The following is a 25243-nucleotide window of genomic DNA, read 5'->3' as shown; positions in this document are numbered from 1 at the left end:
AATTATACACCTTAACGTACATCAATACATATGTCTAATTGCAACGCAGAAGATCTTGTGCTGATAGTGGTATTTTTATCTTTTGTAACTGAAGAAGCCGTAAGTGGAGCTGGAACCCACTGTCGAATTGGCTGTCCCGTAACAGGGTTGCGATTAACTGGGCAATAACACCAAGCGTTGCCGTTAGCGGATTTTACTAGTTCTCTTGTGCATTTCCAAGTCTCTGTTGGGCCAAATGTACTCATTCCTCCGCTGACGTTCATGTTTGATGGAGCAGTCATGGCTCTAGAGCGGCCGCTTGGAGTATCGGGGGCCGGATCAATCACACCACTCCGTAAACTGAGGCGATGCTGGGGCACTGCGCCCGATATAACAGGCTTCTCTTCGGCTGGATCGATGGCCCCACTTTGTGGCTGGCGAAAGACTACCTGTGGTCCGGTACCTTTGACACCTTTCTTGTCTGTAGTGTGAATCAAAGGGGCTAATCTTTTGAACAAACCATCAGAAGTATAAATATGAACCTTCCATTTTGTGGGATCCGTCCCTCCTGCGCGATGCTCCGTATCACTCGGAGTGGTACCTGTGGTGCCTGTGTTTTCGGTATTTGGCTCAGTGTCGTCCTCGTCCTCAGATGCACTAGCTGCTTCTCCCTCGTCGCTATTGTCATCCTCCTCCTCGTTGTTCTCTACACTACTAGTATCATCTGCTCCGTTATTAGTATTGGAAGTATTGTTAGAACTTGCATCTGAGCCAGTTGAATCATTAATATCGACTGAGCCGTTTCCACTTGTGTCATTAGTGCTCAGTTGCGTGCCGGTTCCGATCGCTGCTCCCTGAGCTGTTGCCACAACGCCATAAGTTCCTGGCTCTGGTTTTGGACCGGTCATACTCCCACCTTGGTCGCCTTGCCACACTTCGTCGCCATCCATATCCTCATAAGTTTCGCTTCCGATGGGAATAGCGTTTCCGCTTGCGTCATATTGATAAGCTGCTATCTCAATCGTGCCGTCCCCATTGTGTGCAACAGTGACGAAGACACCATCCGGGTTCGAACCCTCCTCGGCTGCTTGTGCTGGGTTCGTTGCTTCTTGGTTTTCTGGTCCCTGGGTCCCTCCCCCAACTCCATCAGAGCCGGGTTGTCGGTGAGGTTGCTGGTCTGTTTGTGGTGGAGTCCGTGCTTGCTGGGGATTTCCAGGAGACTGTTCAGGTCCTGAATGTCCTCCACCGTTTGGCTGAGTCATTGATGGCTGGGTTTCTCCACCGGGGCTGCCTACCCACTTCTTAATAAAATCGTCCTTTCCCATCGAGCCTTTCTGCGTACGGCCAACGTCTCGCCATAGATCCATATTCTTGGAATCGCCGCCTACCTTTTGAATGGTGCCGAGACCATTCAGAAGATCCTTGGAACTTGCTCCAGGCATTGCATTCTTCGGAATGCCAAACTGCTCTCGGAGCCGTGCATCAAAATTCTCCCACCACTTAATATCTTTAGGATCTCCGCCGGCTTGTTGTATCACCGCAACAGTCGCAACGATGCTGTCAATATCTGAAGACTGAGCTACTGCAGAAGGAATACCAAAAATATCGATAAGAGCGCTGCGAACGACTTTAGCTGTACCATTAGTTTGTACGGTTTCCCACGTCTTTTTCTGTTGCAGTAGGTGTCCTGCACCAACCCGCTGCATTTGAGACACGAAGTCAATCAAGTCTGAACCAGTTACACCACTGCTCTTGGCCTCATTCGGCAAACCCAGAGACTGGAAGATAATGTCATTGATCGCGGCATCCACGCCACTTGTGCGTGCAGTTGTCCAGATCTTGTTGTCTGTTAGCATCTGTTTCTGGTTAGTGGATGTCGCGGTTGCAGCTAGTCGTAAATAATCGCTGACGCTTAGTCCCGAACGTTTAGCCGCCTGAATTAATGTAGCGCTTTCAGCCGATTTTGACTTACTGGAACCGGTTGTATCCGTACCGCTGGTACCTGAACTGCTGCGCGGTAGAACAAACTTTTCTCGTTCTTCCCCGTAGATGATAGAACCATGAGTCATTATTATATTCCCGAGCACTACAAAAATGATGGTTGCGAGTTTTAGCATGGGGCGATCCTCCTATAGGCATGGCCTGAGGAGCTATTATTGGCCCATCGTTCTCCTGAAGTCTCGCGCTAAAGGAGCGTATTTCATCAATGCGCTAATAGAGCAACATTAGTGAGGTGGAACCCGGTTGACGAGAGGTTCCACAAGGTACCAATATCACACGGTGTCCAGACAAATAGGAAAGTGGAGTGACTATGAGTAAGCGCGGGGAGAGACCCGAGATGAACGGCATGGCCACCTCGTCAGGCGTTATTATAGGCGGGAGACGGAGCATAGTACAGGGCATCAAAAGGAATTCAATAACGCTGTGGGGCGAATTGTAATGGCGACTTTGGTCCTCACCAGTCCTAATTCCAGGGCATGGCTAGGGCAACACCATTCAGGAGAGGTATGGGTGGCGGAACCCATGGCCCCTGACGTTGGTCACATGCTCGATGGGGTGGATAGTTCAATAGACTAAGGCAGTAAGGATCTATAAAGGATCTATATTAGATAGTCCCAATGGCTCTAGTCGCAAGAGGTATTTGCCAATTTGAATCGAAGGACTAGTCTAGTGACCAGAATGAACACTAACTCAAGCATTAACCTACTTCGGCCAAACCTTAGTTTGGCAGTGGGTGGTAGCTTTGCGACTGTGATTCACGGATGAAGATGCGACACAGAGGAGGTTTGACATGAGTTGGAGTGGTTTGATCAAATGTGTATTAATACCTAGTGTTTTACTATTCACGGCTTGTAATGGTGCTGACTTTAAGGTAGTGAATTTGAACGGGAAGGATTTTGTCATCCCGGCTAAGTGTGAATCAAGCATTAAGTATTCCGGCAAAACCTGGGGCGCAGAAGGAATAAAGATTCCGATTCAATTGGGCACATTTACGTTGCCCATCGAAATCGGAAAATTACATACAGACTACAAGCAGATTCAGGAAGCATCAAAAATCGCTGAAGTGCTTGACCAGCGTAGAAGAGAAAACTGTCAGGCTTTCCAGGTCCTGGCAGGTTTAGACGAGACAAAACGACTCGATTTGCTAATGGAAATCAGAAAAGATTCTGAAAGGGTGCAACAACTTGCTCTCCTGATGACCACTTCATGCGACGATTGTATAAAAAAGTGGATCCTTTCCTATCGTCCAATCGCAACAGCTCTAAATACTCCTGATGCAAAAGCCCTCGGAAAATTGCCTTCACATGTAGACGTTGTTGTGCCCTTCGAAACATTGCTGGGCTCGTAGGGGAATTTCCATGCTTCTGGTCCGAATGCTATTCTTGACTTGTTGTGTGCTAAGCTATGCATTGGATGCCCTAGCCAAGCTATGTCAGGATCCTAAGCCGGCTATCATGATTGCATCACCCGACCAAGGTGCAGCAATCAAAGGAGATACAGACCTAGATATATTCGTCGACGGCATTGACGCAGACGTGATTAAAGTTGATATAGTGATTAATGGGGGACCGCCAAAAACCATTTCTGAGCTACCACCTAGCGCCAATTTGAGCCCAAAACAACGGAGGGTCAAACAAAAGCTATCCACCATTGCACTGCGTGCCACAGATGCCTTAATTTTAAGGGAAGGGCCTAACACTATTCAGGTTAAAGCGTGGGACAAGACTGGAGGTTGTAAAGAACAAACAAGGATTGTCTCTGCTTCAGCGGGAACTTTTCGTGTACTAGTGGTAGGGATAAGCCGCTATGAGACCATTCGTCAACTCAATTTTGCTGACAAGGATGCTATTTCCTTCAGTGAACATGTACGAAAGAATTTTGGACTAGTAGACAACAAGAATCTCTTTGTATTAACGGATAAACATGCAAACAGGCGGAGTATTCTTAAACATCTCGACGAATTTGGAAAATCGGAAACCTCAGATACTCTGATCGTTTTTTTCTCGGGGCATGGGTTCTACTCTACTTCAGGAACAGGGACAGGTAAGGTGTTTTTGATGCCTTGGGATGCTGAACTTGGTTATGAATCTACCTTCCTCGAACAGGAAGAGATAATTGAGAAGATAGGCGCAGCGCGTGCAGGAAAGAAACTTTTCTTCTTTGACGCATGCTTTTCTGGCTCTGAAGGATCCAAAAACATTGGATGGGCTAATGATCCGTCGGGCAGTAAGGGCATCGTCGATCTGGGCGATATATGGAATAAACTCAATGCGCAAGGAATTGGAGGGGTTCTTTCAAGTAAATCGACTCAGCCTAGCTGGGAGGATGCGGAATTGGATGGCGGGCATGGTGTATTCACATATTATCTATTAGAATCATTCTCTAAGGCGGACACAAACAATGATCGTATGGTAACTCTTAATGAGGCGTACGAGTATTTAAAAACCAAAGTTTCAACATTCACTGAAAAGAAAAAGCCCTCTCGTCAGGATCCTGTGCTTCAAGTACAGGGTAGTTCAATCCTTGATCTTCCGCTGGGGCTAATCGAGACGAAACCATAGATTTACTTCTTTGTCCTTATGGCTAAAGGCTTCTTACTCATCATATCTGCGGTCATACTTCTGGGCATCGTGGGATGCGCGTCCGTTTTAAGGCCAGTCGAAGCCCCTCCCTTCCTAAGTGGTTCTTTAACTCTCGACCTATCGACTTATAGGGGGCGCCCTATCGGTATCCTGCCTGTTGCATATGGAATTGGGAGACCCAACGACGACTTATCTGTAGCCATGAACCAGCTTGCATCGAGTGCTGCTCATGAAGTATTTGGCTTCACAGATCTTCGTCAGGTAACAGCCGACAATATCGCCCCCGAATCTAATCTGCCTTGGTCTTCTGGTTCTCAGCTTGCAGAAATTGGTAAACGTGAAGGTGTGGCAGCAGTCCTAAGAGTGGCGATTCTCTTCTATAGAGAGGGGGACGAAATCAGTCTCTCTGAAATGACACTCAACATCGACTTTATTGATGTCAATGACCCTGAACGAAAACACTGGAGATTGGCGAGACGATGGAAGAGTGAGTCTAAAGGCCAGGACCTGATTCGTCTGGTAACACAAAACTTATCTAAGGACTTCAGACAAGTAAAAGAGATATTTGATGCACATGGTGCCTCTAGATCTTCTTCCGGGCCACTCGTAAACATAATCGCTCCAGCACCAAATGGTGTAACCAACCGGCCTTTCGCCTCCGTTGCGTTTGTTGTTGGTGATGATAGAGGTATTGAGAATATTACACTCATCAACAAGACTCTTAATACAACTAAGCCTTTTCAAGGTACTGATTTCAGCGAAAGTTCAGACAATCCAACCTATATAAATGCAAAAGTAGAAATACCTCTTACTCCAGGGGAGAATGTACTTCAACTAACCGCATATAACAGCAAAGGGGCATTCACATCCCAAACTATAACGCTTCTCAGAAATGAGGATATTTCGCGCACTTGGTTCGTTTTCGTTGCAATAGAAAAGTATGAGCACGATTCATTCGGCTTAATGTCAGATAACGAATATGCTTCGAGATTGGCTTCATATGTTGGGATGAGCCAAGTGGTTAAGGAGGAATCGATCGTTCTGTTATTGAATGAGAAGGCCACACTTCGAAACATTCGAAAAGCTCTTGACCAATTGAACGCTCGGGCAGGCCCTAAGGACAGGATAGTTATTTATCTGGCAGGAGCTTTTAGCCGCAACGGCCGATCACTAATGCTAATCCCTTATGATGGCATCCCCGATTATCCAAGTACTCTCCTTGATTTGAACGGGCAAATTCTCTTGGAGAACCCTAGTCAGTCGTGTGTAATGCTGGTCGATGCTAATTATGTCATCAACGATCCGGATAATCGATCGGACCCAATCAAAGACGTGCTAACCTATAATTTACCACCCACAACTTTGCTCTTTCGTCCTCATGCGGGAAAAGTGTTAGAGGTGGATAAGTATAATGCACTTGGTAAGGCCCTGTTGCGGGGAGTAGGAGGTGAGGCCGACATTGATAGGGACGGAGTCTTGACGGCTCGTGAATTATGGAAATTTGCTGGTTCAAGGAGAGAAATGTTTTCGCCTTGGCTGTTCATTGTAGCTGGACCTCTTGACGTACCTATAGTAAATCTTAATAAGTACTAAGACATTTACGGATATCTCACCCATTTAGGATATTTGGGGGCCACTCTTTGCAGACATACCGTGTTCGTTAAGAATCCGATCTTGAAGCACGGCTTTTCCCTACTTCCATTCCTGCAATTTAGCCGAGTTGGCAACCACTTCTTCGTCCGCATTGTAACTCAGCAACCACTCCCCACTGATCTCTCGAGCTTGCTCCAGTCGTAAGCTTCCCCGTCAAGGAGACATTCTCAAAGGAGAAGTTCTGGCCCCTGACGTTGGTCCCATTCCGAGACAACTCTTAACTAGAGCAGAAGGCTTCTTCGACGATCTGTTGTCCCTGACGTTGGCTGACGAACTCGCTCGGCGTCAGGTGCCCGAGTGAGCTGTGCGGGCGGCGTGTATTGTAGTCGAGCCGCCAGGCTTCGATGAGGACCTGCGCCTCGGTGAGCGAGGCGAACTGATGCACGTTCAAGCACTCGTCGCGGAGCCGCCCGTTAAACGATTCGATAAACGCATTTTCCACGGGTTTCCCTGGTCGAATGAAGTCGAGTTGGACGCCGCGTCGATACGCCCAATCTTCAAGGGCTCGCGATTGAAACTCAGTCCCATGATCCACCGTGATGGAGCGCGGTCCTGACCTATCACCGAGCACACGATCAAGCACTCGACTGACGAGCTCGCCCGACATCCGAAACTCCGCCTCAAGGACCGGACTTGAGCGACTCCAATTATCCACCACCGTCAAGATCCGAAACGGTCGCCCATCGGCCAGGGTATCATGCACGAAATCCATGCTCCACCGTTCCTGGGGTCCCACGGGAATGGGTGCCGGGCCCCGGTGAAGGGCGATGTGTTTCCGGCGCCGGACCCGCATGCGTAGCTGTAATCCATCCAGGCGATACAATCGTCGGACGCGCTTGCGATTGATCAGCCAGCCCTCACGCCGGAGCAACACCCAGATCCGCAGATAACCAAACCGCGGTCGGGCATGAGCCAGATCCCGAATGCGCAGCCGCAGGGCCGATTGATCCTTCGCTCGACTCTGTCGATACCACGAGGCCCGTCCGAACTGGGCGAGTCGGCAGGCTCGCGCACAACTCACCTGAAACGTCCCATGAAACCACTGGGCCAGTTCCCGGCGACGGGCGGGCCTCAAACTTTTTTTCGCAGCGCCTCCGACAACATGTGTTTGTCGAGCGAGAGATCCGCCACCAGTCGCTTCAACCGGCTGTTCTCCTCTTCCACCTGCCGTAACCGGTGGAGCTCGCTCACGCCCAGATGCGCGTATTTCTTTTTCCAGGTGTAGAAGGTGGCCTCGCTGACGCCCAGCTGCCTGCAGAGGTCGCCGATTGGGGCCCCACTCTCAGCTTGCCGAATGGCATAGACAATCTGCTCTTCGGAGAATCGTGACCGCTTCATCGATCCACTCCTTTCGTCGAGGACCGCCGAAGCCGGCATCTTACTCTAGTTCTGAACTGTCGTCGTTTTCTGGGGAGACGTCACCCCAAGTTGGGCCCGATACATGGCCGGCGGGAGCCCCGCCAGCGCCTCATGGGGCCGCTCCTCGTTGTAACTCTGTAACCACTCGGCACTGATCTCTCGGACCTGATCCAGCGACTCGAACACATAGGCATTGAGCACTTCTGTCCGATACGTGCGATTGAACCGTTCAATGAACGCATTCTGATCCGGCTTCCCCGGTTGAATGTACCGCAGTTCGATGGCGTGCTCCGCACACCAGGTCATGAAGCGTTCCGCGATGAGTTCCGGGCCATTGTCGAGCCGAATGGCCTGGGGGCGTCCGCGCCACGCCACCACTTGTTCCAACACCCGGACGACACGTTCAGCTGGGAGTGCGGTATCGATTTCGATCGCCAAGCCTTCTCGGACACCCTCATCCAACACGTTCAACGTCCGGAACCGCCGTCCGCCATACAAGGTGTCGCTCATGAAATCCACCGCCCAGACCGCATTGGGCTGAGGGAACACGACGAGCGGTTGGCGCAGCCGCAGGGGCAATCGTTTCTTCGTCCGCCGCGGGGAGATTCAGCCGCAACTGGCAGTACACCCGCCACAGCCGTTTGTGATTCCAGGGATGCCCATCGAGCCGCAACCGATCACAACACTTCCAGAAGCCCCAGCGACTCTTAGCCGCCACGAGCGTGGTCAGTGCCGCGATCACCGGCGCATCCCGTCGCGCCCAGTCTATGAGTGGGCGGTAGTACGTGGCTCGACCGAGTCCCACCGCTCGACAGGCCCGCTGAACCGGAAGGCCGCTCACCGTCACCAGATGAGTCACGACCTCCCGCCGTTCAGCAGGCCCTAGAGCTTTTTTGCGATCACATCCTTCAGGGCCGCGTTCTCCAGCGACAGATCCGCGTACAGCCGTTTGAGTCGACTATTCTCGTGCTCCAATTCCTTTAGCCGCTTCACATCCGAGGCCTCCAACCCGCCGTACTTCGCTTTCCACTTGTAGTAGGTCGCCGAACTGATGCTGTAGTGTCGCCAGATCTCCTTGACGGGCCGGCCCGCATCGGCTTCTTTCAGAATCGACACAATCTGCGTCTCGGTGAACTTCGATTGGCGCATGGGAACCTCCTAGCTAGGGTGGCTATTCTGCCAGAAGATTCTCCTTATGGCTGTCTACCGTTTCGGGGAGCTTACGCCTGAATCGAGAACTCGAGGCAGTCGTTGCATGGATTCTTACGTTACCGGGTAAAAGAGTTGAATCGTCAATTTAGGACAGCGGGCTTCATTGTGCTTAATTTGTACTAAAAGTTGTTCCAACCGGTTCTAATCTATGACACCCAATGGACCTAATAGAATGTTCCCAAACCACCATATTTAAAGAGAAAAACGGGGAAACCATTAAAACACCGAGCGTTATAGTATTAACCTTTAAGCCATTCGTAAACCGCAGGTCGCCCGTTCAATCCGGGTCGCCGGCTCCATATCGCGCAAAGCTGTTTGTATAATATGGTGCCTGCGGACTAGCGGCGGGCCTCGGTCCACTGTGTTGAACGGGCGACCTGAGGGGATTCGAAGGGGATGTGTCCCCTTCGTGGGGATTCTACAAGGGGGCTGGCCCCCTTCGTAGGAATCGGTGAGGCGGGCTTCAGCGCCGAACCGATGACAGGTTGCTCCGTTCAATCCGGGTCGCCGGCTCCACTTTTCCTCCTTTATACTTTCTTCAGTTCGGCATCATTCATTCTGCGGCTCATCTCATTCAGCTTCGCTGGTTAATTGAGTCGCCAGCAAATACTCCCGGTACCTTTTTATCGTGCACTGTAAGACTTGCAGCATCTCCACCTGTGCTTGAGCCGTCGTGGGTGCATTCCCCTCTGAGCTACAGATGGTCCTTTAGGAAGAGCCTGCAGCGTTGCCGGTACCACTATTTACCCACGCCTCAAATCTTTGAAGGAATGCTAGTCCGTGGATGAATTCATATGCCCTAAGATACGCCTCAAAAACCGGCCGATTCTCAGAAAGTTCTTTTACGTAGTAGGCAATCGGATACCTAATGTCCTCGAATTCAATAAGCTTGGATGTAATTGAGTGTTCAAGCCTCCCTAAATGATAAAAAAGGTTGTCAAATGCATCACGAATGAACTGCTCTTTAGTTGAAAATCCCTTCTGCGGAGGTGTATGGCGTACCCTCAAGGCAACAAGCATGTCTTCCCTTTTAATGTTGTCTTTTGAACCATCATCAAGTGTGAACTCACGTCCACTCCAGTCAAGCATTATCAGAGCTGAATTCGCTTTTTTATCCTCCAGCATCTCGTCATTCAGCGACTTCCCGGCTTGTGCCTTTCTCCACCGAAGGTCCTCTTCGCGCTGTATGCGAGACTGTTCGAGTTCGTTCGTAAACTTTAGGAATCCGAGTGCGCCTCCAACTATCGCTGCAATCCAAGAGCCTCCTTGAAGTAAACTCATGAAATTCGGCAAGTCGTCGCTTGACATGGGCTAACCTCCTAGTTGAGGGATGTCGTTAGCGATCGGAGTAATAACCGTCACCGTGCTAGGACACTCATGTTAGCTCTTGGCCACTTCAGTGCTTTCGCTTGGATATGGCCTCGTTCGTTATATATCCTGGAAATTCATTGAGTTTGTTATCGCTCACCGGGCAGAAGTCGAGGGCCCAACTAGGCATGCCTATACAGATTTGCTTGTTAAGCGCGGAAAGATCTGTGCAAGTTGTGCGTCGTAATCTATTTACGTCAGCTTGTCTGATTACTTAAACCTAAACATTGTGGTTAATATGAACTCAGAGGGGCGCGACTTCGCCACATCTACAGAGTGTCGAAACATTAGGAACATTCACAGGTGAGAAAACCCCATCCGTTCCGTAAGACGATTCTTATAGGCTGGCACTTCCCATTACCAAAACACTCGCCCACACACTCCGATACGCCCCCTGGAGAAAGACCGAACGAACAAGATGTCCTTCCTGGCGTGGTATCAACTGGATCCTTTCCGCGAATGCATACGCACCCCTTTCCAAACGTAAGTCCCTGCAAGGAACGAACAATCTTAGGCACACATGCCTTCCCTTCGCCCGATCCTGCAGCACAAGCGAAGAACGCCAAATAATTTCCGAACGGGTCTGGTACTACGAATAAGCCTTTGGCATTTTGGGGGATCTTTGCTTTGGAAATCCGGATACCTTTGGTGAGCTTTTTATATTCATCCTCAGACATATGAAGCATCACGGGTCTTTTAGGCAAAGGCTCGCTGAACAGAGTTCTTAGGTTGCGGGTTACCGGAGTTGGGATTCTTTTATGCGGGTCCACTAGCACCTCCCTCTTTTCAGGCGTGAGTCACCTTCATCATCGCTATCTTGCTAAAACGCACACGGCTTCTCGGTTTGTTGCCTTCGGGTTATTCACCTTACTCAGCAAATAGGATGCCGACATGTTAGGAAATCACCGTGTCGGTGGATGGCATCCCGTAATCTCGTTGAATTGCATGGTTACGAATTGATGGGCGTGGATAAACCTGATATGCGAATCCCTCGATCGGAAGAATTCACGCCCAAAAGGATTCATCAGGTGAATCTAATCCGATCCACGGGAAGTGCTCTGACGATATTATGTAGTTTTAGAATATTGACCAGAGCAAGGTCATTTGAATACTTTCTTCTCTGATCGCTTTTTCCTGTGATGCTGCAAAGCCACAACGAAATGCTATTTGTGATTAAAGAGAGGCGGGATTGCACGAATCTTCAATGACTTGAGCGATACCTTTTTACTGATTCGTAAACCGCAGGTCGCTGGTTCGAATCCGGTCACCAGCTCCAGAAAAGAGAATTGAGCCAGTGAGCTGAACTGATTCGAAGGGGGCTGGCCCCCTTCGTAGGAATCGGTGAGGCAGGTTTCAGGGCCGAACCGATGACAGGTTGCTCCGTTCAATCCGGGTCGCCGGCTCCAGACTTCCCCACGGAATTTCAGGTATTCGCACAACCTCTCCGGTCTGGGGATTCTGTGTGTTACCCACTTCTGCTACCGTTTTGCTGCCACGAGCCACGGTGGGCCTTTAAACCCTACGCAATTACACTCATCTGTGACAATCGCATCTAATCGATCCAAGGCCCCCGGTTTTTTCTTTCCGATCCTTCCGGGTGTGCGCGGCATGGTCCTATCCCTGGTCGGTCCTGGAATAGAAAGAGCGAGGAACCCTCGCCAGGCGTGCAGGGTCCGGTGTTGAGCGAGGGGTCAGGCGGCACGTCAACGCTTCTGTGATTGCGCGATTGCGTTTGCGCGCATGGCCAACAGCTCCCCACGGCTGACTCCGAGCGCATCAGTCATCGGCGTGGCAAGCGTGGGGTCCATATCCCAACTATGTCGGGGTCCGATCGTCAACCCACCGTCAACGGTAAGGGCCGTGCCAGTGATGAAATCTGCCTCATCACTGGCAAGGAAGGCTACAGCCTGCGCAATGTCCTCCGGTCGACCGGAGCGGCCGACTGGGTTGGCCCGGCCGCTGCGCTCGGCGATCCGCTCGGCCATGCCCTGCGCCTCCTCGCTGCCGAGGCCGAACATTCCGCCGAAGATACGCGTGGCGATGAAGCCCGGCACCACCGCATTGATGCGAATGCGCTGCGGCGCTAGTTCTGCCGCGGCCACGCGCGTGTAGTGGAGCACGCCGGCCTTGGCCACTGAGTAGGCGAGCGGCATGTAGCCTGCTTGCAGCGCCGACACTGACGACGTGTTGATGATGGCTCCACCGCCGCGACGCTTCATGTGCGGCACCGCGTAGGCAGTTCCGGCAGCCACAGCGCGCAGAAGTAGGGCATGGGTAGCATCCCAGCCGGCGGCATCAAAACCTTCAACGCCGGCGGGAGCACCCCCAGCACCAGCGTTGTTAAAGAGAATATCCAGCCCCCCGAAGTGCGCCACAGCAGTCTCTATGGCGGAACGCAGCTCCTCCAGCTGCGTCACATCGCATCGCACGAAGCGAACTGCCGCCCCAAAGCGTCCTTCAAGCATCACTTGCGCCGAACCATCCTTGTCTGCGGCAAGGACCCGTGCGCCCTCTTCGACAAAGCGGACGACGGTTGCTAAGCCGATTCCCGAGGCGGCGCCTGTGACGACGGCCACCTTGCCAGAGAGACGTTGTGTCATGGCTTGCTCCTCCTTCGTGATAGTTCGACGCGACCTGCGGCCACCGATGAGCGTGGTGTGTGCCGCCTAACTGTGTTTAGGCCGGTCCACATAACAGCTTGTTCTCCCAATTCTGCGCGTATAACTCGCAGCGTGGGATTCAGAGACTATGTCATTCTTAATATCGTTTCAATGCCCTGCGACTGCCAAACCAACTCGCAGTCAATGACATGTCTCATCGTTATACCGCTCTGGAACAGGAGGTGAAATCTCCACGCTGCCCTTCGTTCGTAGTTTCATCCTGCGTATTGTTCCTATAACACACGTATGTACATCAGGAGGAAATATGGCATAGGTGCTTGAACTTGAATTGGTTTCGATTCGTATGACCGGAGCAGCGAAAGCACCCCGGTGTTGCTGAAGATTACAGCAGCGTCGGCTTTATCCCTGCTCCATTACCAACATGCCGGTGGAGGCCAAATCGGCTTTGATGGGTCTATTCTATCGTGTGGTGGGAACTGAGGCTGGTATTCGAGGCGTTCGGGATAACAGAGAAAAGTGGCTTCATGTGGATGTTCGAGCCTAGGACAATTGCTAGTATGCCAGACACCTCCTAAGATACTACCGTAAAGCAGCATTTCCACCTAAGCGCTGTTGCAGAGCGTCTTCCTCAGCTCGACCGCCGACCCTGTTCGTAGAAAGGGCGGCTCTCCCATGTCCCTCCGAGAAGAAATTCGGCAATACGCAATACATGGTGTGCTCGGAAGCCCTGCTCGACAGTAAGGTGAAAGTCGAGGAGTTGACCTACATTAAAGCCGAACTCATTCAGTATTATCTGTCGAAGATCGCTCAGAACTTTCCAGGCTGGTCACTGCGTAGTGAAGGAGAGGAATAATGCCGGACTATAAGAGACACTGGATCGAGTTGAGAACTCCGAGTCAACACATAGATGGGACCTGGAGCTGTCGGTATATTATTCTGCAATTCGACACCACGCGATGGGGATACACGAAAGGTTGTTCTGACGGCAGGTGCACATCCCGTGACGAAGCCCAAGTGGCCGCCCTGATAGAAGCAAAATGTCTGGTTGACTCTCTCGAACCTTGCGCACTGGTTGGACAGCGGGGCCATGACTAGGAATTTGCACCAGCTCACGGACATCGGAGTCGAGATCGACCAGAGAAGCGGCACAATGGATCAGATCATCTTCAATAATTTTATTCGTGCAAGTCTTGAGATGACAAACGCCTTTGAGCGTGACTGCTATTTCAGCGATCTAGATCAGTTGCGGCTTGAGAACTATATGGCAGTGATGCGGATGGCGTATACCGAATAGAAGCGGAGAAATGTGTCACGAAATCTCTCTCACTTACACGTCCCAGACGTTTGAGAGAAGGGAATCGCACCATGGTGAGCAAACTGTCAAAACGGATGGAGGAATTTGAGCTCCGACTTCGAGAGGCGGAGGGCTTAGAGCGTGACAAGTCCTACAAAGCCGTCCTTGAACTCACGAGCTTTGTCCATGAACTGTCACGGAAGATCGATCAGCATCAGGAATCCATCGCTTAACGAGACTGTCTGGGAAGGGGCTTACAGCATCTCGAGAAGTGCCTGAACCGTCGTTGGGGCGTTACCACTGTACAGTTGTTGACCACCACACCAAAAAAGAAAGCTCCATCCTTTTTCAAGAACGGAGCCCTCCCCGAACAGTACGATTTGTATATCATGTTTCCGATAGCGTCTCTGCTACCGGATTCATCATGTTTCCACTGCGCTGTTCTGTTCCCATCCTATCGGTTGAATGCCCCAATCGGTAGGGGGAGGGAGGTCTACCGTTTGGACCCTTCAGCACCCACCTCAGTGGGTCTCAGCGGTTAATGGCTTGATCCGTCAGAAAAGAGATGGCATGATTCTGCTCATTATACTTTGCGATGACATTGTCTCCTAAATCGGGGCTCAACATGATGTCCTTCCTTGTGGTCGTCTTGTCCACATGGAGAACTACCACATGACCGGTGTCGTTATCCTTTATCGACACATGCCACGTCTGTGAAGCCTTCTCGTCCACATTCACACTCATGACCTTACCTTTGATGGTTTTCCCTGTCTGCACCTCCGGTTTGTCATAGACCTCACGGTCTACTGACAGCGCGACCGTTGAAAAGCCCGCGCAAAACAGAACTGCCAACAATGCCGTTCCTATTGTCTTGGAAATGAGTCTCATATTCGACCCTCCTTTGGTAGCTTCTTGGACGCAATGCATAAGGACTTTGAACTCTCTCCATCTCACCTATGCTTGTACGATACACTTGTATCGGCTTCAGTCCACCCAGGAAGATCCCTACAATGTTGCCCTATCGTCATATCTGCTAAAGCAGCCTAGCCTTGGTGGCCTACAGTCCTACCCACAACCTGCCGATGGCCTCCTGGAAGGCCCGACCGCCGACACCTGGCGAGAAAGGCGGTGCTCCCCATGGTGACCTCATCGCCCATGCCCTTCTCTCACGTACGTAATGAGTTCGAAGAATACATCCGTTCCTGCGAGCGGCTCCTGTACTCTGCGCTTTCTTCGTCGAATGCGCGAACTGAGCAAGTTGGAGCACGACGCCGTTCATCATTACGTGTCCATGGTTACTGCAAAGTTTCCTGCTCTCTTAACAGACCGACTTTCCTCTTCGTTTAGGCATCTCTGGGCTACCTTGAGTCTCGTCGATTATCAGGCCTTTCCCCTTTGGTGTTGCAAACCCCATATACTCTTCTAGTATGTAGTTGAGGCCACTCTCCTTCTCGCTCATATGCATAAGCTACGATAAAACCTTCCTCGGTCTAGCCAGCAATATCCCTACAATGTCGTTTGCCTGGCGTGCATAGCATGTTAGTCATTCACTCGCATTATCCCCCGTCTAGCCTCTCCGTGGCGGCCTTTCGATCCCTGTAAGGGCTTCTTGCGATTCACGAAATACCCGCACATAATGCACCCGCTGTTTCGCTGACCATAACTGACGCCTACGGGGAACGGAGGCAGTGGAATGGTCACCGCCAAAACACCGCCAAAGTCGTGCGTTCCTTGCTGGGAGCCTCCTTCTTGCTGGGAGCCTCCTTCCTGTTCAGCTACTTGCCTGACATGAAGCGTACCCCGGAACCCATAACCAATATCCAATTTTTCAGGATCATCCTCGTCCTCCTCCTTGTTGGGTGGGGTATCGCGGTGCTCGTGGACAGTCCGTTCGTCTATCGTTTCCTCACCTGGCTCGTTGGCGAGTGATGGCAACCAAAGTGTGCTGATTCTGCTGTCGCAACAGAGGGGTTCACCTCAAAGGGTTGGGTTAAGGTTGCAATAAAAACGGCCTTCAAAAGGCGAGACCAGTTGGAGTCTATGCAGACAGTAGAAATTGCCTATGCGCTCGATATATTGATGGAAGTGGGGAAACCATTAAAACACTGAACCTTTAGAAAACCATCTCTCCTCTATTCGTAAACCGCAGGTTGCTGGTTCCAATCCATTCGTCAGCTCCAGAAAGAGAATTGAACCAACGACCTGGAGGGATGCGAAGGGGATGTGTCCCCTTCGTAGGAATCGGTGAGGCAGGTTTCAGGGATTAGGCTTGTAGGTGATCTGTCCCTCTCCAAGATGCGAGGCAAAGGGCAACCACGAGGTACGTTATCGCGACAGCAATCAAGTACAGGTTAGAGTCGTGCCATACGTTCAGATAGACCACTTTATTCACAACGAGCGCGAGAACCAACATCACAACGCCAACTACGTTAACCCACCGCAGACCCATGATCGCCTCCCTTCGTTGCTATTGCGACGTTTGCGACACTGAAACTGTACGCAAGCCGGCTTGTGTGGTCTATGCCTCTTTGGGTGGGAACTCAGGACGGGGTGCGTCTAGGCGCTGATTTCTTCCCCAGGTTCGGAAGGTGCTTCGATGTTGATGGGTGCTTAGGAGACGAAGGGCTTGACACTCGTTCCCCCTCCACTGTAGGCGGCGCTATTAGAGCACTCGGTTTTTGTCCGATCGCCTCTTCCAGTTAAAACCTGATAGCCGACAGCGGGCCGCTCGTAGAACTGGATATCCTTGTGCTCCCAGGAGTACATCAAACCAAGCGTTTCAGTATGTGTACCCAGGGTCAAGGCGGTGAATCATTTCAAGGTCGCCACTCTAAGGGCTCCCTTGCACCGTACAGGCGTTCCCTCCTACAATACGCCCCCCAGTTGAGGTGCCTCATGACCTACCGGCTGATTTTCTGCGTCGTTCCCGAGTACCAAATGTTCTTACATGCGATAGGCACTCCGGTATGTGATCTGAAGCTTGGTGAAATAATTCCAGGACCGTGATGGTTCTTCTCTGTGCGAGGGTTCTGATTGGAAGATAGGATATGCGACACGCTCGGTGGCTCCTCCTCATATTCGTCGTCTGGACAGACCTCGCGCTAACCACGCCATCATGGGCATTTGATGGGGATATCAATTTTGTCGTCGGCACCCGAGCTATGGTGTCGGACAAATGGCAGTGGCAACAAAGCGCGTTAGAAGTTCCTCTGATCCCGGAACTTACCAGTTACGGGTACATCGCGAAAGCGCCATCCAATCAACAAGTTGTCGTAACCGAAATAATCACGCTTCCTGATCGACCCAGAGCGCTTCCCAAAGAAGCCAAGTTATCGAAGGATGGACGAACGATTACCCTGACGAAAGCTCGAACACCTACGAAACAAGGAAACATATGGAATCTTTGGACCGTTGCACCTGGAGATCCGCCAGGATCGTACTCCATGACGGTCCTATTCAATAACGAACCCGTCAAAACATTTCATTTCAAGATGGTGGTTCCCAATGGAGCAGTCTCTCCATCTCTTGACCCAGTGAAGGCAATAAGTGATTTGTTGGACGCAAAGCGTAGTACTGAGGGATTCTGGCAAGCATGTTTCGAGAACCCGTATACCGTTCCTGCCGACTATTTGACTCTCAGCTATCGCGACGCGCTGGTTCAGATTGATCGACTCATCGCTCGACATCATCAGTACGCCGATAATTGGAGGGCCTGCTCAAAAGGAATTCGTTCCAGGACGGATGGCCTCAATCAACGTCTGGTGGAAATCATGCCAATTCTCATGGGCGAGAAAGATCCTCGAGCCAAAGACATTGGACAGCTTCTCACGAATAGCTTTAAGGAATCGTCAAGGCAAACCACGGAACTGAGCCACAAAATTATCCAACTGCATATGGAATTGGAACGGTTCTTTCGCGACTTGCAGCTCAATCCTCCAGAACCGTCACTGCAAGTTATCGATGTACCCAAGTCTGTTGGTTATCTGGAGCGAGGAGTTATTAGTGACATCCGCCATACGAACGATGGGAGGGTAGGGGAGTTAAGCGCAGCCTATAAACTGTATCCCTCGACAAAGCTGGCTGCCCGATTAGACAACGCCAGAATCATGCAGACATGCACCCAGGCAATCGAAGTATTTTATGAGGTTGATGCGCGTAACGACGTGCAGAAACTCCAAGACGCCAGGAAACAGCTGCAACTCGCGATGTTTCAAGCCTATCAGGTGACGAGCAATGATGAAATCGTCAAAGCGTATCCCGAGGTCGAAGAGCAGTACCGTCTGGTGATTGCCGACCTGAAGGGAATCACACATATCTTTGACGCGTACCTTAAGCGCCAAACACTGACTCCCGCGCAAATGGCTAGCCTTTCCGACAAGAAAGATTTTCCAGATCTATACTCGCATTCCACTCGCGAGCTTGAACAACTTGGCAAACAACTCGACCAGCGACTGCTTTTACTCGACCAGATTTTTACCAGATAGATATCAGGTATCGGTTGGTACTCGTGATCGCTTGGCGCGATCATTGAAGTGGAATAGCGGGTCGCGAAGGAGACAACGCACGGGGACAAGCCTGATGAGACTGCTCGTCATCTTCTTCTCTCTGTCCTTTTGCTTCCAGGTCATAGACGCCTTCCCCTTCACCGGCCAAGTAATTTCAGTTCAGGGTGGCGGCACATTTGAAGTGCTCCGTAACGGCAAGCCTGAACGTATCCGTCTGCATGGGATTTATTGTCCCGAGAATGGTCAGCCGTTTAGCAACGATGCCCAGCAAGCCACCTCAGACCTCATCTTCTCCATGGACGTGACCATTGAGAGCCACGGCAAAGATAAATATGGGCGGACCGTCGCAGAGGTGCAGCTCTCCGACGGCACCAACGTTAATCACGTGTTGGTCAGAGAGGGTTGGTGCTGGTGGTATCGGAAGCACGCGCCAAAGGATCTAGTTCTTGAAGCGTTAGAGAATGAGGCACGATTAGCGCGGAAGGGGCTATGGAGTGATCCTAAACCGGTGCCACCGTGGGAGTGGCGAAGCGTGGGTAAGCAAAGGCCTTCGTCATAAAGTATGTACAGGTTTCAATAGGCTGTTCTACGGAGTCTGTATTGTTTAGTGGTTGTTCTGCATGCAGAAAAGGCAGCGGTGAACCGCCAGTGGTCAGAGATATTTACGAGGTAGTTTCCATGCATTACGATCACTGTAGGCTCTCGCTCGTAAATGTCGCCTTGCATTGTCAAGATACTCCCGACGGTAATAATCTACCTCCTTCGGACCGATCCGCATCCACCAGCCAAATCCCGCGTCTGGGCCCATATACAGGCGTCCAAGCAGTGGTGTTCGAAGGAACAAAAAGTTGGCAATCTCCAGCTCAAAATGCGTCGTTCGAAACATCATCATGAAACCTCTTATTCCAAATGGAAGATCATAGAAGCGTTACATACAAGCTATATCACCTCCTATTGAGATAGAGCTGTATTTCTTGCTCCTCCTTTTGTAGGGCAGCTACAAACCAATAGGGAGCGGGAATGCCCGCCACGGAGTGGGTGCACCGGTTCGGTTGAGTATTGTTTGGCGGAGTAGGTTTCCAGCAGTCGTTAGCTGGAATGATTTGTAAGGGGTGGGCTTGAGCACAAAATGAGCATAATTCCTTCGTTCAGCCTTCTGTTTACGTCTCCCCCGGATCTGAGGGGGCTGTTTGCGCTCGGCTATCCCCAAGCCTGCCGATTTCATCTCATATAGAGACCACAGCTCACGGATTAGGTTGAAGTTATATAGCGTGCACTTTTGACCATTTCTCGTATGTGAGCAATGCTATCGTGCCGGTCTAAGGTAACCCCCGATCAGGTGCTCATATGGCGGCTCTCACTCTACGATTCCTGATCGCAATATTGCTCCTTCTCTTCAGCGACGCCAAAGCATACCCCTTCACCGGCGAAGTGGTGAGAGTCGTAAACGGGGACGTCATCGAGATCCTACATAATGGAAAATCCCATCAGGTCCGATTGTATGGTATCGACTGCCCGGCAGAGGGCCAGCCTTACGGCAGTAGCGCGAAAGACGTGATTTCTATCCTGAGCTTCGCGCTGGAGGTCAGCCTCCAGATTCATGGCAAAGATCGATATGGGCGTATCCTTGCCGATGTCGTGCTCGCCGATGGGACCAATATCAACCATACACTCGTCAAAGAAGGCTGGTGCTGGTGGGATCGACCGCATGCGCCGGGGAACGCCATATTAGAAGCCCTGGAAGCCGAGGCCCGAGACGCAAGCAGAGGCTTGTGGGTTGATCCGTCTCCTGTATCGCCATGGGCATGGCGGAAGCTGAACAAATGAGTAGGTTTTCATGACTTCCTCCCACAGAGAATCATCACAGCGCACGAGGAACACGTCCGGCCTAGGGATCTGGAGCATGGACAGTTTTGTAATGGAGCGTAGCCTTACAGGCCTACAACCTAACCACAACTTGCCGTTGGGTCATGGAAGGCCACCCGGCGACACCGTGTGAGAAAGGCGGTGGCGTATGGCAGCCTCTTCCATTCCTTCCGTTTGAAATGACGTACACCGAGTTCCATGTCAAGTCATACCTAAACCGATAAACCCGAGGAGGATCGGGTGCAGACCAAGGGGTTCTTCGTCGCATCAATACTTATGGGGCTCATTCTGTGTGCTCCACTTACCGCGATTTCAGCCGGAGAACAGGACGCAACCCACAGGAAGCTTACCGGCGTTGTGGTGACGAAAGCAGGTGGGCTCGCAGTCAAAACAGCGAACGGGACTACGTACTGAACAAACGAGAATGCTTCTCGGCGACACGGACATGAACCATTCAAAGCAGGTGATGAAGTCTCGTTCATCCTGGACGGGGATAATCTCGTCATTGATATGCATCTCAAGGGCGAGGAAGGTGAACATCAATTTGTGACTGGGAAGTTGGTCTATATGGGGAGGGATAAGAAGATCGTCAAGCTGCAAACCAGCGAGGGCGATAAAGAGTTCCCGCTAGAGAGACTTGAGGTGAAAGCCACAAATATCGCTGAAGGCTCCATGGTCACCGTGGAACTAAATGAGGCAGGAACGGTAATCGACCTGCATCGGGCCAAGTAGGGACAGAAGTCCAACCCTCTGAGGACTGTTGGGAATCGTCCAGTCGGTAAAGGTCAGAGAGGTGAGGAGGGCCGTAGGCAAATAATAACTGGTGGCTGATCAGGAATATGTAACATTGCTGAACTCCGCGCTCGGTCCGCTATGGCTCATTCACTTGAGGCAGGTGGCTCTGCGAACAGCGCTTCTCTTGCGAGTTTGGTTTTGGTGTTTCAGCCGTCTTCAGATTCAGTGTGATCTAGTCAGCAGGAAAGTCACAAGAAACACAATCCCCCACACGACTGCATACGCAAGTAAAACCAGTTCAGCGCGCATCCGGAATCCCATAGGCCGATGTCCCAACTGCGATTCTCCGGTCCTGCAGGCACTTTGCAGAGGCTGGACGCGATGACGGTCGTGCTTCGAACAAACGGAGTAGAGACTGAGGAATCAAACGCGCCGGAGTTTGGGAGGGCAATGCGCGAGAGATGGGACAGTCGGGTCAATATGTCATACGATGACCCTGAGCGCATTTGCCGCCGGAGTCAAGCGCTATTAAGAGGAGGACGGCCTTGGCGCCCTCTCTGAGGCTGACTTCAAACGTCTCTGTCGCCTCGACTGCTCCAGATCATATTATAGTGCTTGACTCTGATGCCCATTACGCCCAGGGTAATATGGTTCGGTGTAAAGCTTCGGTGACTGTCCCATCTCTTGCGCTTCCTGGTTCTTCTCAGCGTGATCGATTCCTCAGTCTCCGCCGCTCCGATACCAGAGCTTCTCTGAGCGACTGTATGCCTTGAGTAGCCTGGTCTGCGGGTGGAGGCGACTAGGACACTGAGTGGTGTGATCGGAGTTGTCTGATTGTTCGACGACGTGACGGCTGACTCCCAATACTGAATGTTTGGCATGGAGGAGGATGGTATGAACGATGACCGGTCCAAGGAGAAGTGGGTGCAGTTCATAGGCGAGCTGCAAAACCAGTCGGGGAAATTAGCCAAGACTGTCTTGCATGAACTCGGAGGAAACTACCACAAATTTGTCGGCAGGCTTCGAAAACGATATGGAGATAAAGTACGAGTGGCCATCAGAACTGTCTGAAGGAGATAGGCCAACCATTGACATGAAAAGCGGCCATCCAAGACCGCGAGGAAGAAGACATCCGGCGACGGCCTTGCAGGGTGCGTATACGAAACTCGATATCCTTCACGCCATCACCGAACGTATTGTCACATGTCTACAATCCAACGCACATCTTGCCGCCGGTCCCGGAAGGCCCACCGCCGACACTTTGTGAGAAAGGCGATTCCTCTATGTCGGCGTCTATCAGTCCATTCTTTCCGTTACGCAAAGAAATCCACGGGCTCATTCGTTCCTGCGAAACGCTGCTTTCCTCGTCGATGCTCTTTGGCCATGCGCCGCTGTCTCCTCAAGAGCGAAAGATCGTTCAATATTACTCAGAGCAGCTGAAAGCCTACCTCCGCGCACCGCAGATCCACTGAGTGCAATACAGGGGTTCAGGAATCGTTGAGAGGAGGGATAGGGCTGGACGGTGAATCGGCGCCCTGGTGTAGTCGTTCTACAAGCCGGTGCGTGCACGATGCACAGGCGCTCGTGAGACAGCAGGGTGAGCCCGAGAGCAGCGTGCGAACACACTTGCGAAGAAATGATTGATTGGATGGAGGGGTGATGGACAACATGGTTCAGGTGAGCAAAGATCTTTTCCTCAATATCACGGAGGCGGTCAAGATCGAGGCGCATGGCAAGATTTTTCGCATCTCGATCAGAAACAGCAATGGTTCCCTCAGCGAACATTATTGCCACCCAGATGCCCCGGGGTACAACAAACTGAAGGAACTCCTCACGAAAGCAAAATGAGAGGCGCCCATAGAGCGGAATGAAGCAAATAACGGACATGCTGCCGGTGCTCCTCACTAGAGGAGTTCCATCCTCCGACCCTCGAAAGCCTTCTCCATTCTTCAAGACTTAGGACAACGGCAGGCAACTGTTCATACGCTATAAATGATTAGTACCATCCGCACGTTCCTTAAACTGGAATCCGCCGGCGGCATTCTGCTGATTGTGGCTGCCGGACTCGCCATGCTCTGCGCCAATACCGACCTGAAGCATCTGTATGAGAGCCTGCTCCAGATCCCAGTCGGGGTTCAGTTTGGGAGTCTCCAGATTCACAAACCTCTCCTGCTCTGGATCAACGATGGTCTCATGGTGCTCTTTTTCTTTCTGGTCGGGATGGAGCTGAAACGAGAGGTCCTGGAAGGCGAACTGTCCGATATGGCCAATGTGGGGCTTCCTGCCATGGGCGCACTGGGCGGGATGGTGGTGCCAGGATGTATCTATTGGTGGGTCAATTACAACAATCCAGCCGGTCTGGCTGGGTGGGCGATTCCCATCGCCACCGATACAGCCTTCGCTTTGGGCATCCTCTCCCTGCTGGGCCAGCGGGTCCCGCTTTCCCTGAAGGTGTTTCTGGTGTCGCTCGCCATTTTTGATGATATCGGCGCCATTCTTATCATCGCATTCTTTTTTACGTCGAACCTCTCTGCGGCCATGGTGTGGACCGCTAGTGGCTGCCTGATGATCCTCTTGCTTCTCAACCGTAAAGGCGTGACGGCCATTTCCCTCTATGCCTTGGTGGGCCTCGTGATGTGGGTCGCGGTATTGAAGTCCGGCGTGCATGCCACCCTTGCGGGCGTCCTGCTGGCAATGTTTATTCCCCTCACTGATGCTAAGAATCGGGCTCATTCTCCGCTCCGTTTCCTGGAAGATGAGCTGCACACGGCAGTGGCCTTTGTCACCTTGCCCCTGTTTGCCTTCTTCAATGCTGGAATCTCCCTGAGCGAGGTGTCCCTGGGCAGTCTCACCCACCCGGTCTCCCTCGGCATTACGCTGGGGTTGTTTCTCGGCAAGCAGCTCGGGGTCTTTCTGTTCTGCATGGCGGGGATCCTGCTGGGGATCGCCCGCCTACCGAGGGCAGTCACCGCGATCCAGCTCTATGGGGTCGCCATCCTGTGCGGCGTCGGCTTCACGATGAGTCTGTTTATCGGTGCCCTCGCCTTTGAGGAACTGCAGCGGCCTGCGCTGTTCGATGAGCGCATTGGGATTCTCCTCGGGTCACTCCTCTCCGCGATGGCCGGATATCTGGTGCTGTGGTTGACACTCCGCAAAAGGCCAGGTACGAGAAAGCCAAGGACTGAAGAAGCGCGAGGCGTGCCTCTCTGACCAAGCCCATACACTGGTTTCATGCCGAAACTAAAGTCTGGTCGAAAGCCCCTGACAGCCGACTGTGGGTCAAGAGGGATGCCGAATAGTGTGCCAAGGGTTTGGTAGATCGTGAATCGTCGTTTTCCGGGGAAGGGATCTGGTCATGTGAAGCGCCCGCTCCGTATTCCTTGTGATCGTGCCAAGATCGGCCGCCGTTCAAGCGCTTCGGCCCTCGAACTGCTTCAATCTTTCATTCTCGATGAACCCCCAGATATTCACGATCACAAAGGCGCGTCGCTTCTTGGGCAGACACTTGAGTACGTGCTATTTCTTCCCATTGCGAACTCCTTGCAAACAGGATATTCTTCGCCCCTGCTTGCTTGATCGGATAGATGTGAACGATGAAGACCCTAAGGCTGTGTGGTCAGCGAATGGGCTCAACGTGGGTGGTGCTCTTCCTTTGTGTCTGTGTGGCTATACAGATCGTCGACGTCCCGGTGACCCTCTTGAGTCTCTTGACCACCGCCGACGTGTTCACAGAAGCGGACTCCGAAGATCCCTCGGTGCTTCCCCCGGTGCCTGAAGTTCGTCCGTTCAGTGCGTTACGGCTCCAAGCCGACGGGCATGCCATTCCGCATCTTCCCGTGTTGCTCACATCGGTCTTCCATCCACCACTGATCTAATCCGGTTCCCTTCAAGCATCGTCCATAGTCCGGCGGTATGTTGGGCGTGTCGGTCCTGCTATGACCGCTGTCTTCGATTGCGAGCAGGGGACCATGCGCGCGGCTCTGCGAAGGCCCACGTCATACAGCTGCTCGAGACCCACCGGGCGGAGATGGGGAAGAAGGGGATTTTGGCGAAGAGCAAAGAGTCGAG

At 51.8% G+C, this 25243-nt stretch carries 19 protein-coding genes and 1 pseudogene; 14 read left to right on the top strand and 6 right to left on the bottom strand.

Annotation, left to right across the window (positions count from 1 at the left end):
* Nucleotides 1-11: 11 nt before the first annotated feature.
* On the bottom strand, nt 12-2096 hold the full coding sequence (locus tag H8K04_15030; GenBank protein ID UVT15122.1) for a hypothetical protein: 2085 nt from the start codon (nt 2094-2096) through the stop codon (nt 12-14).
* 674 nt (nt 2097-2770) lie between these two features.
* On the opposite strand from H8K04_15030, the gene H8K04_15025 reads away from it, so the two are divergent.
* The 3 genes from H8K04_15025 to H8K04_15015 all read left to right on the top strand — a co-directional run bounded on the left by H8K04_15025 (nt 2771) and on the right by H8K04_15015 (nt 6155).
* Nucleotides 2771-3328 (top strand): hypothetical protein, encoded by a 558-nt coding sequence (locus H8K04_15025; protein ID UVT15121.1) that lies wholly within the window; start codon nt 2771-2773, stop codon nt 3326-3328.
* Between the two features lie 106 nt (nt 3329-3434).
* Nucleotides 3435-4541 carry a caspase family protein gene (locus H8K04_15020; GenBank protein ID UVT15120.1) on the top strand — a complete coding sequence of 369 codons (1107 nt, stop codon included), beginning with the start codon at nt 3435-3437 and terminating at the stop codon, nt 4539-4541.
* A gap of 222 nt (nt 4542-4763) precedes the next feature.
* On the top strand, nt 4764-6155 hold the full coding sequence (locus H8K04_15015; GenBank protein UVT15119.1) for a hypothetical protein: 1392 nt from the start codon (nt 4764-4766) through the stop codon (nt 6153-6155).
* A 277-nt stretch (nt 6156-6432) separates the two neighbouring features.
* Here H8K04_15015 and H8K04_15010 read toward each other — a convergent pair.
* From H8K04_15010 to H8K04_14995, 4 genes and pseudogenes are all read right to left on the bottom strand, one after another.
* A protein-coding gene (locus H8K04_15010) for an IS3 family transposase (protein UVT15118.1) occupies nt 6433-7553 on the bottom strand; the annotation gives its coding sequence in 2 pieces (ribosomal slippage) (nt 6433-7292 and nt 7292-7553; 1122 coding nt in all).
* A gap of 45 nt (nt 7554-7598) precedes the next feature.
* Nucleotides 7599-8723 (bottom strand): annotated as a pseudogene (locus H8K04_15005) (IS3 family transposase).
* Between the two features lie 771 nt (nt 8724-9494).
* Entirely contained in the window at nt 9495-10094 is a 600-nt protein-coding gene (locus tag H8K04_15000; protein UVT15117.1) for a hypothetical protein, read from the bottom strand.
* A gap of 1763 nt (nt 10095-11857) precedes the next feature.
* The gene (locus H8K04_14995; GenBank protein ID UVT15116.1) at nt 11858-12754 is read right to left on the bottom strand and encodes an SDR family oxidoreductase; all 897 of its coding nucleotides are present in this window, start codon (nt 12752-12754) and stop codon (nt 11858-11860) included.
* A 1108-nt stretch (nt 12755-13862) separates the two neighbouring features.
* On the opposite strand from H8K04_14995, the gene H8K04_14990 reads away from it, so the two are divergent.
* Together H8K04_14990 and H8K04_14985 are read left to right on the top strand one after the other, a co-directional pair.
* Complete coding sequence (locus tag H8K04_14990; protein UVT15115.1) at nt 13863-14069, top strand: hypothetical protein; 207 nt, start codon at nt 13863-13865, stop codon at nt 14067-14069.
* Between the two features lie 71 nt (nt 14070-14140).
* Nucleotides 14141-14302: a hypothetical protein gene (locus H8K04_14985; GenBank protein ID UVT15114.1), complete on the top strand. Its 162-nt coding sequence runs from the start codon at nt 14141-14143 to the stop codon at nt 14300-14302.
* 298 nt (nt 14303-14600) lie between these two features.
* Here the strand turns inward: H8K04_14985 and H8K04_14980 are convergent, their stop codons facing one another.
* A complete protein-coding gene (locus tag H8K04_14980) occupies nt 14601-14957 on the bottom strand; it encodes a hypothetical protein (GenBank protein ID UVT15113.1) in 357 nt (118 codons plus the stop codon).
* Nucleotides 14958-17116: 2159 nt separating this feature from the next.
* Between H8K04_14980 and H8K04_14975 the strand changes: the two genes are divergently transcribed.
* The 9 genes from H8K04_14975 to H8K04_14935 all read left to right on the top strand — a co-directional run bounded on the left by H8K04_14975 (nt 17117) and on the right by H8K04_14935 (nt 25050).
* Nucleotides 17117-18553: a hypothetical protein gene (locus H8K04_14975; GenBank protein ID UVT15112.1), complete on the top strand. Its 1437-nt coding sequence runs from the start codon at nt 17117-17119 to the stop codon at nt 18551-18553.
* Between the two features lie 94 nt (nt 18554-18647).
* The gene (locus H8K04_14970; protein ID UVT15111.1) at nt 18648-19133 is read left to right on the top strand and encodes a thermonuclease family protein; all 486 of its coding nucleotides are present in this window, start codon (nt 18648-18650) and stop codon (nt 19131-19133) included.
* A gap of 788 nt (nt 19134-19921) precedes the next feature.
* On the top strand, nt 19922-20401 hold the full coding sequence (locus tag H8K04_14965) for a thermonuclease family protein (protein UVT15110.1): 480 nt from the start codon (nt 19922-19924) through the stop codon (nt 20399-20401).
* A gap of 549 nt (nt 20402-20950) precedes the next feature.
* Nucleotides 20951-21172 carry a hypothetical protein gene (locus H8K04_14960; GenBank protein UVT15109.1) on the top strand — a complete coding sequence of 74 codons (222 nt, stop codon included), beginning with the start codon at nt 20951-20953 and terminating at the stop codon, nt 21170-21172.
* Between the two features lie 897 nt (nt 21173-22069).
* Nucleotides 22070-22246, top strand: a complete 177-nt coding sequence (locus tag H8K04_14955) for a CsbD family protein (protein ID UVT15108.1) — start codon at nt 22070-22072, stop codon at nt 22244-22246.
* Nucleotides 22247-22458: 212 nt separating this feature from the next.
* A complete protein-coding gene (locus H8K04_14950) occupies nt 22459-22647 on the top strand; it encodes a hypothetical protein (GenBank protein ID UVT15107.1) in 189 nt (62 codons plus the stop codon).
* Nucleotides 22648-22834: 187 nt separating this feature from the next.
* Nucleotides 22835-23023 (top strand): hypothetical protein, encoded by a 189-nt coding sequence (locus tag H8K04_14945; protein UVT15106.1) that lies wholly within the window; start codon nt 22835-22837, stop codon nt 23021-23023.
* A 144-nt stretch (nt 23024-23167) separates the two neighbouring features.
* Entirely contained in the window at nt 23168-24385 is a 1218-nt protein-coding gene (nhaA, locus tag H8K04_14940; protein UVT15105.1) for a Na+/H+ antiporter NhaA, read from the top strand.
* A 383-nt stretch (nt 24386-24768) separates the two neighbouring features.
* The gene (locus H8K04_14935; protein UVT15104.1) at nt 24769-25050 is read left to right on the top strand and encodes a hypothetical protein; all 282 of its coding nucleotides are present in this window, start codon (nt 24769-24771) and stop codon (nt 25048-25050) included.
* Nucleotides 25051-25243 lie beyond the last annotated feature (193 nt).

It is taken from the genome of Nitrospira sp., assembly GCA_024760525.1.
Classification (GTDB): domain Bacteria; phylum Nitrospirota; class Nitrospiria; order Nitrospirales; family Nitrospiraceae; genus Nitrospira_D.
Note: the sequence above shows the minus strand (reverse complement) of the source record. Positions and strands in the feature narration are given on the sequence as shown.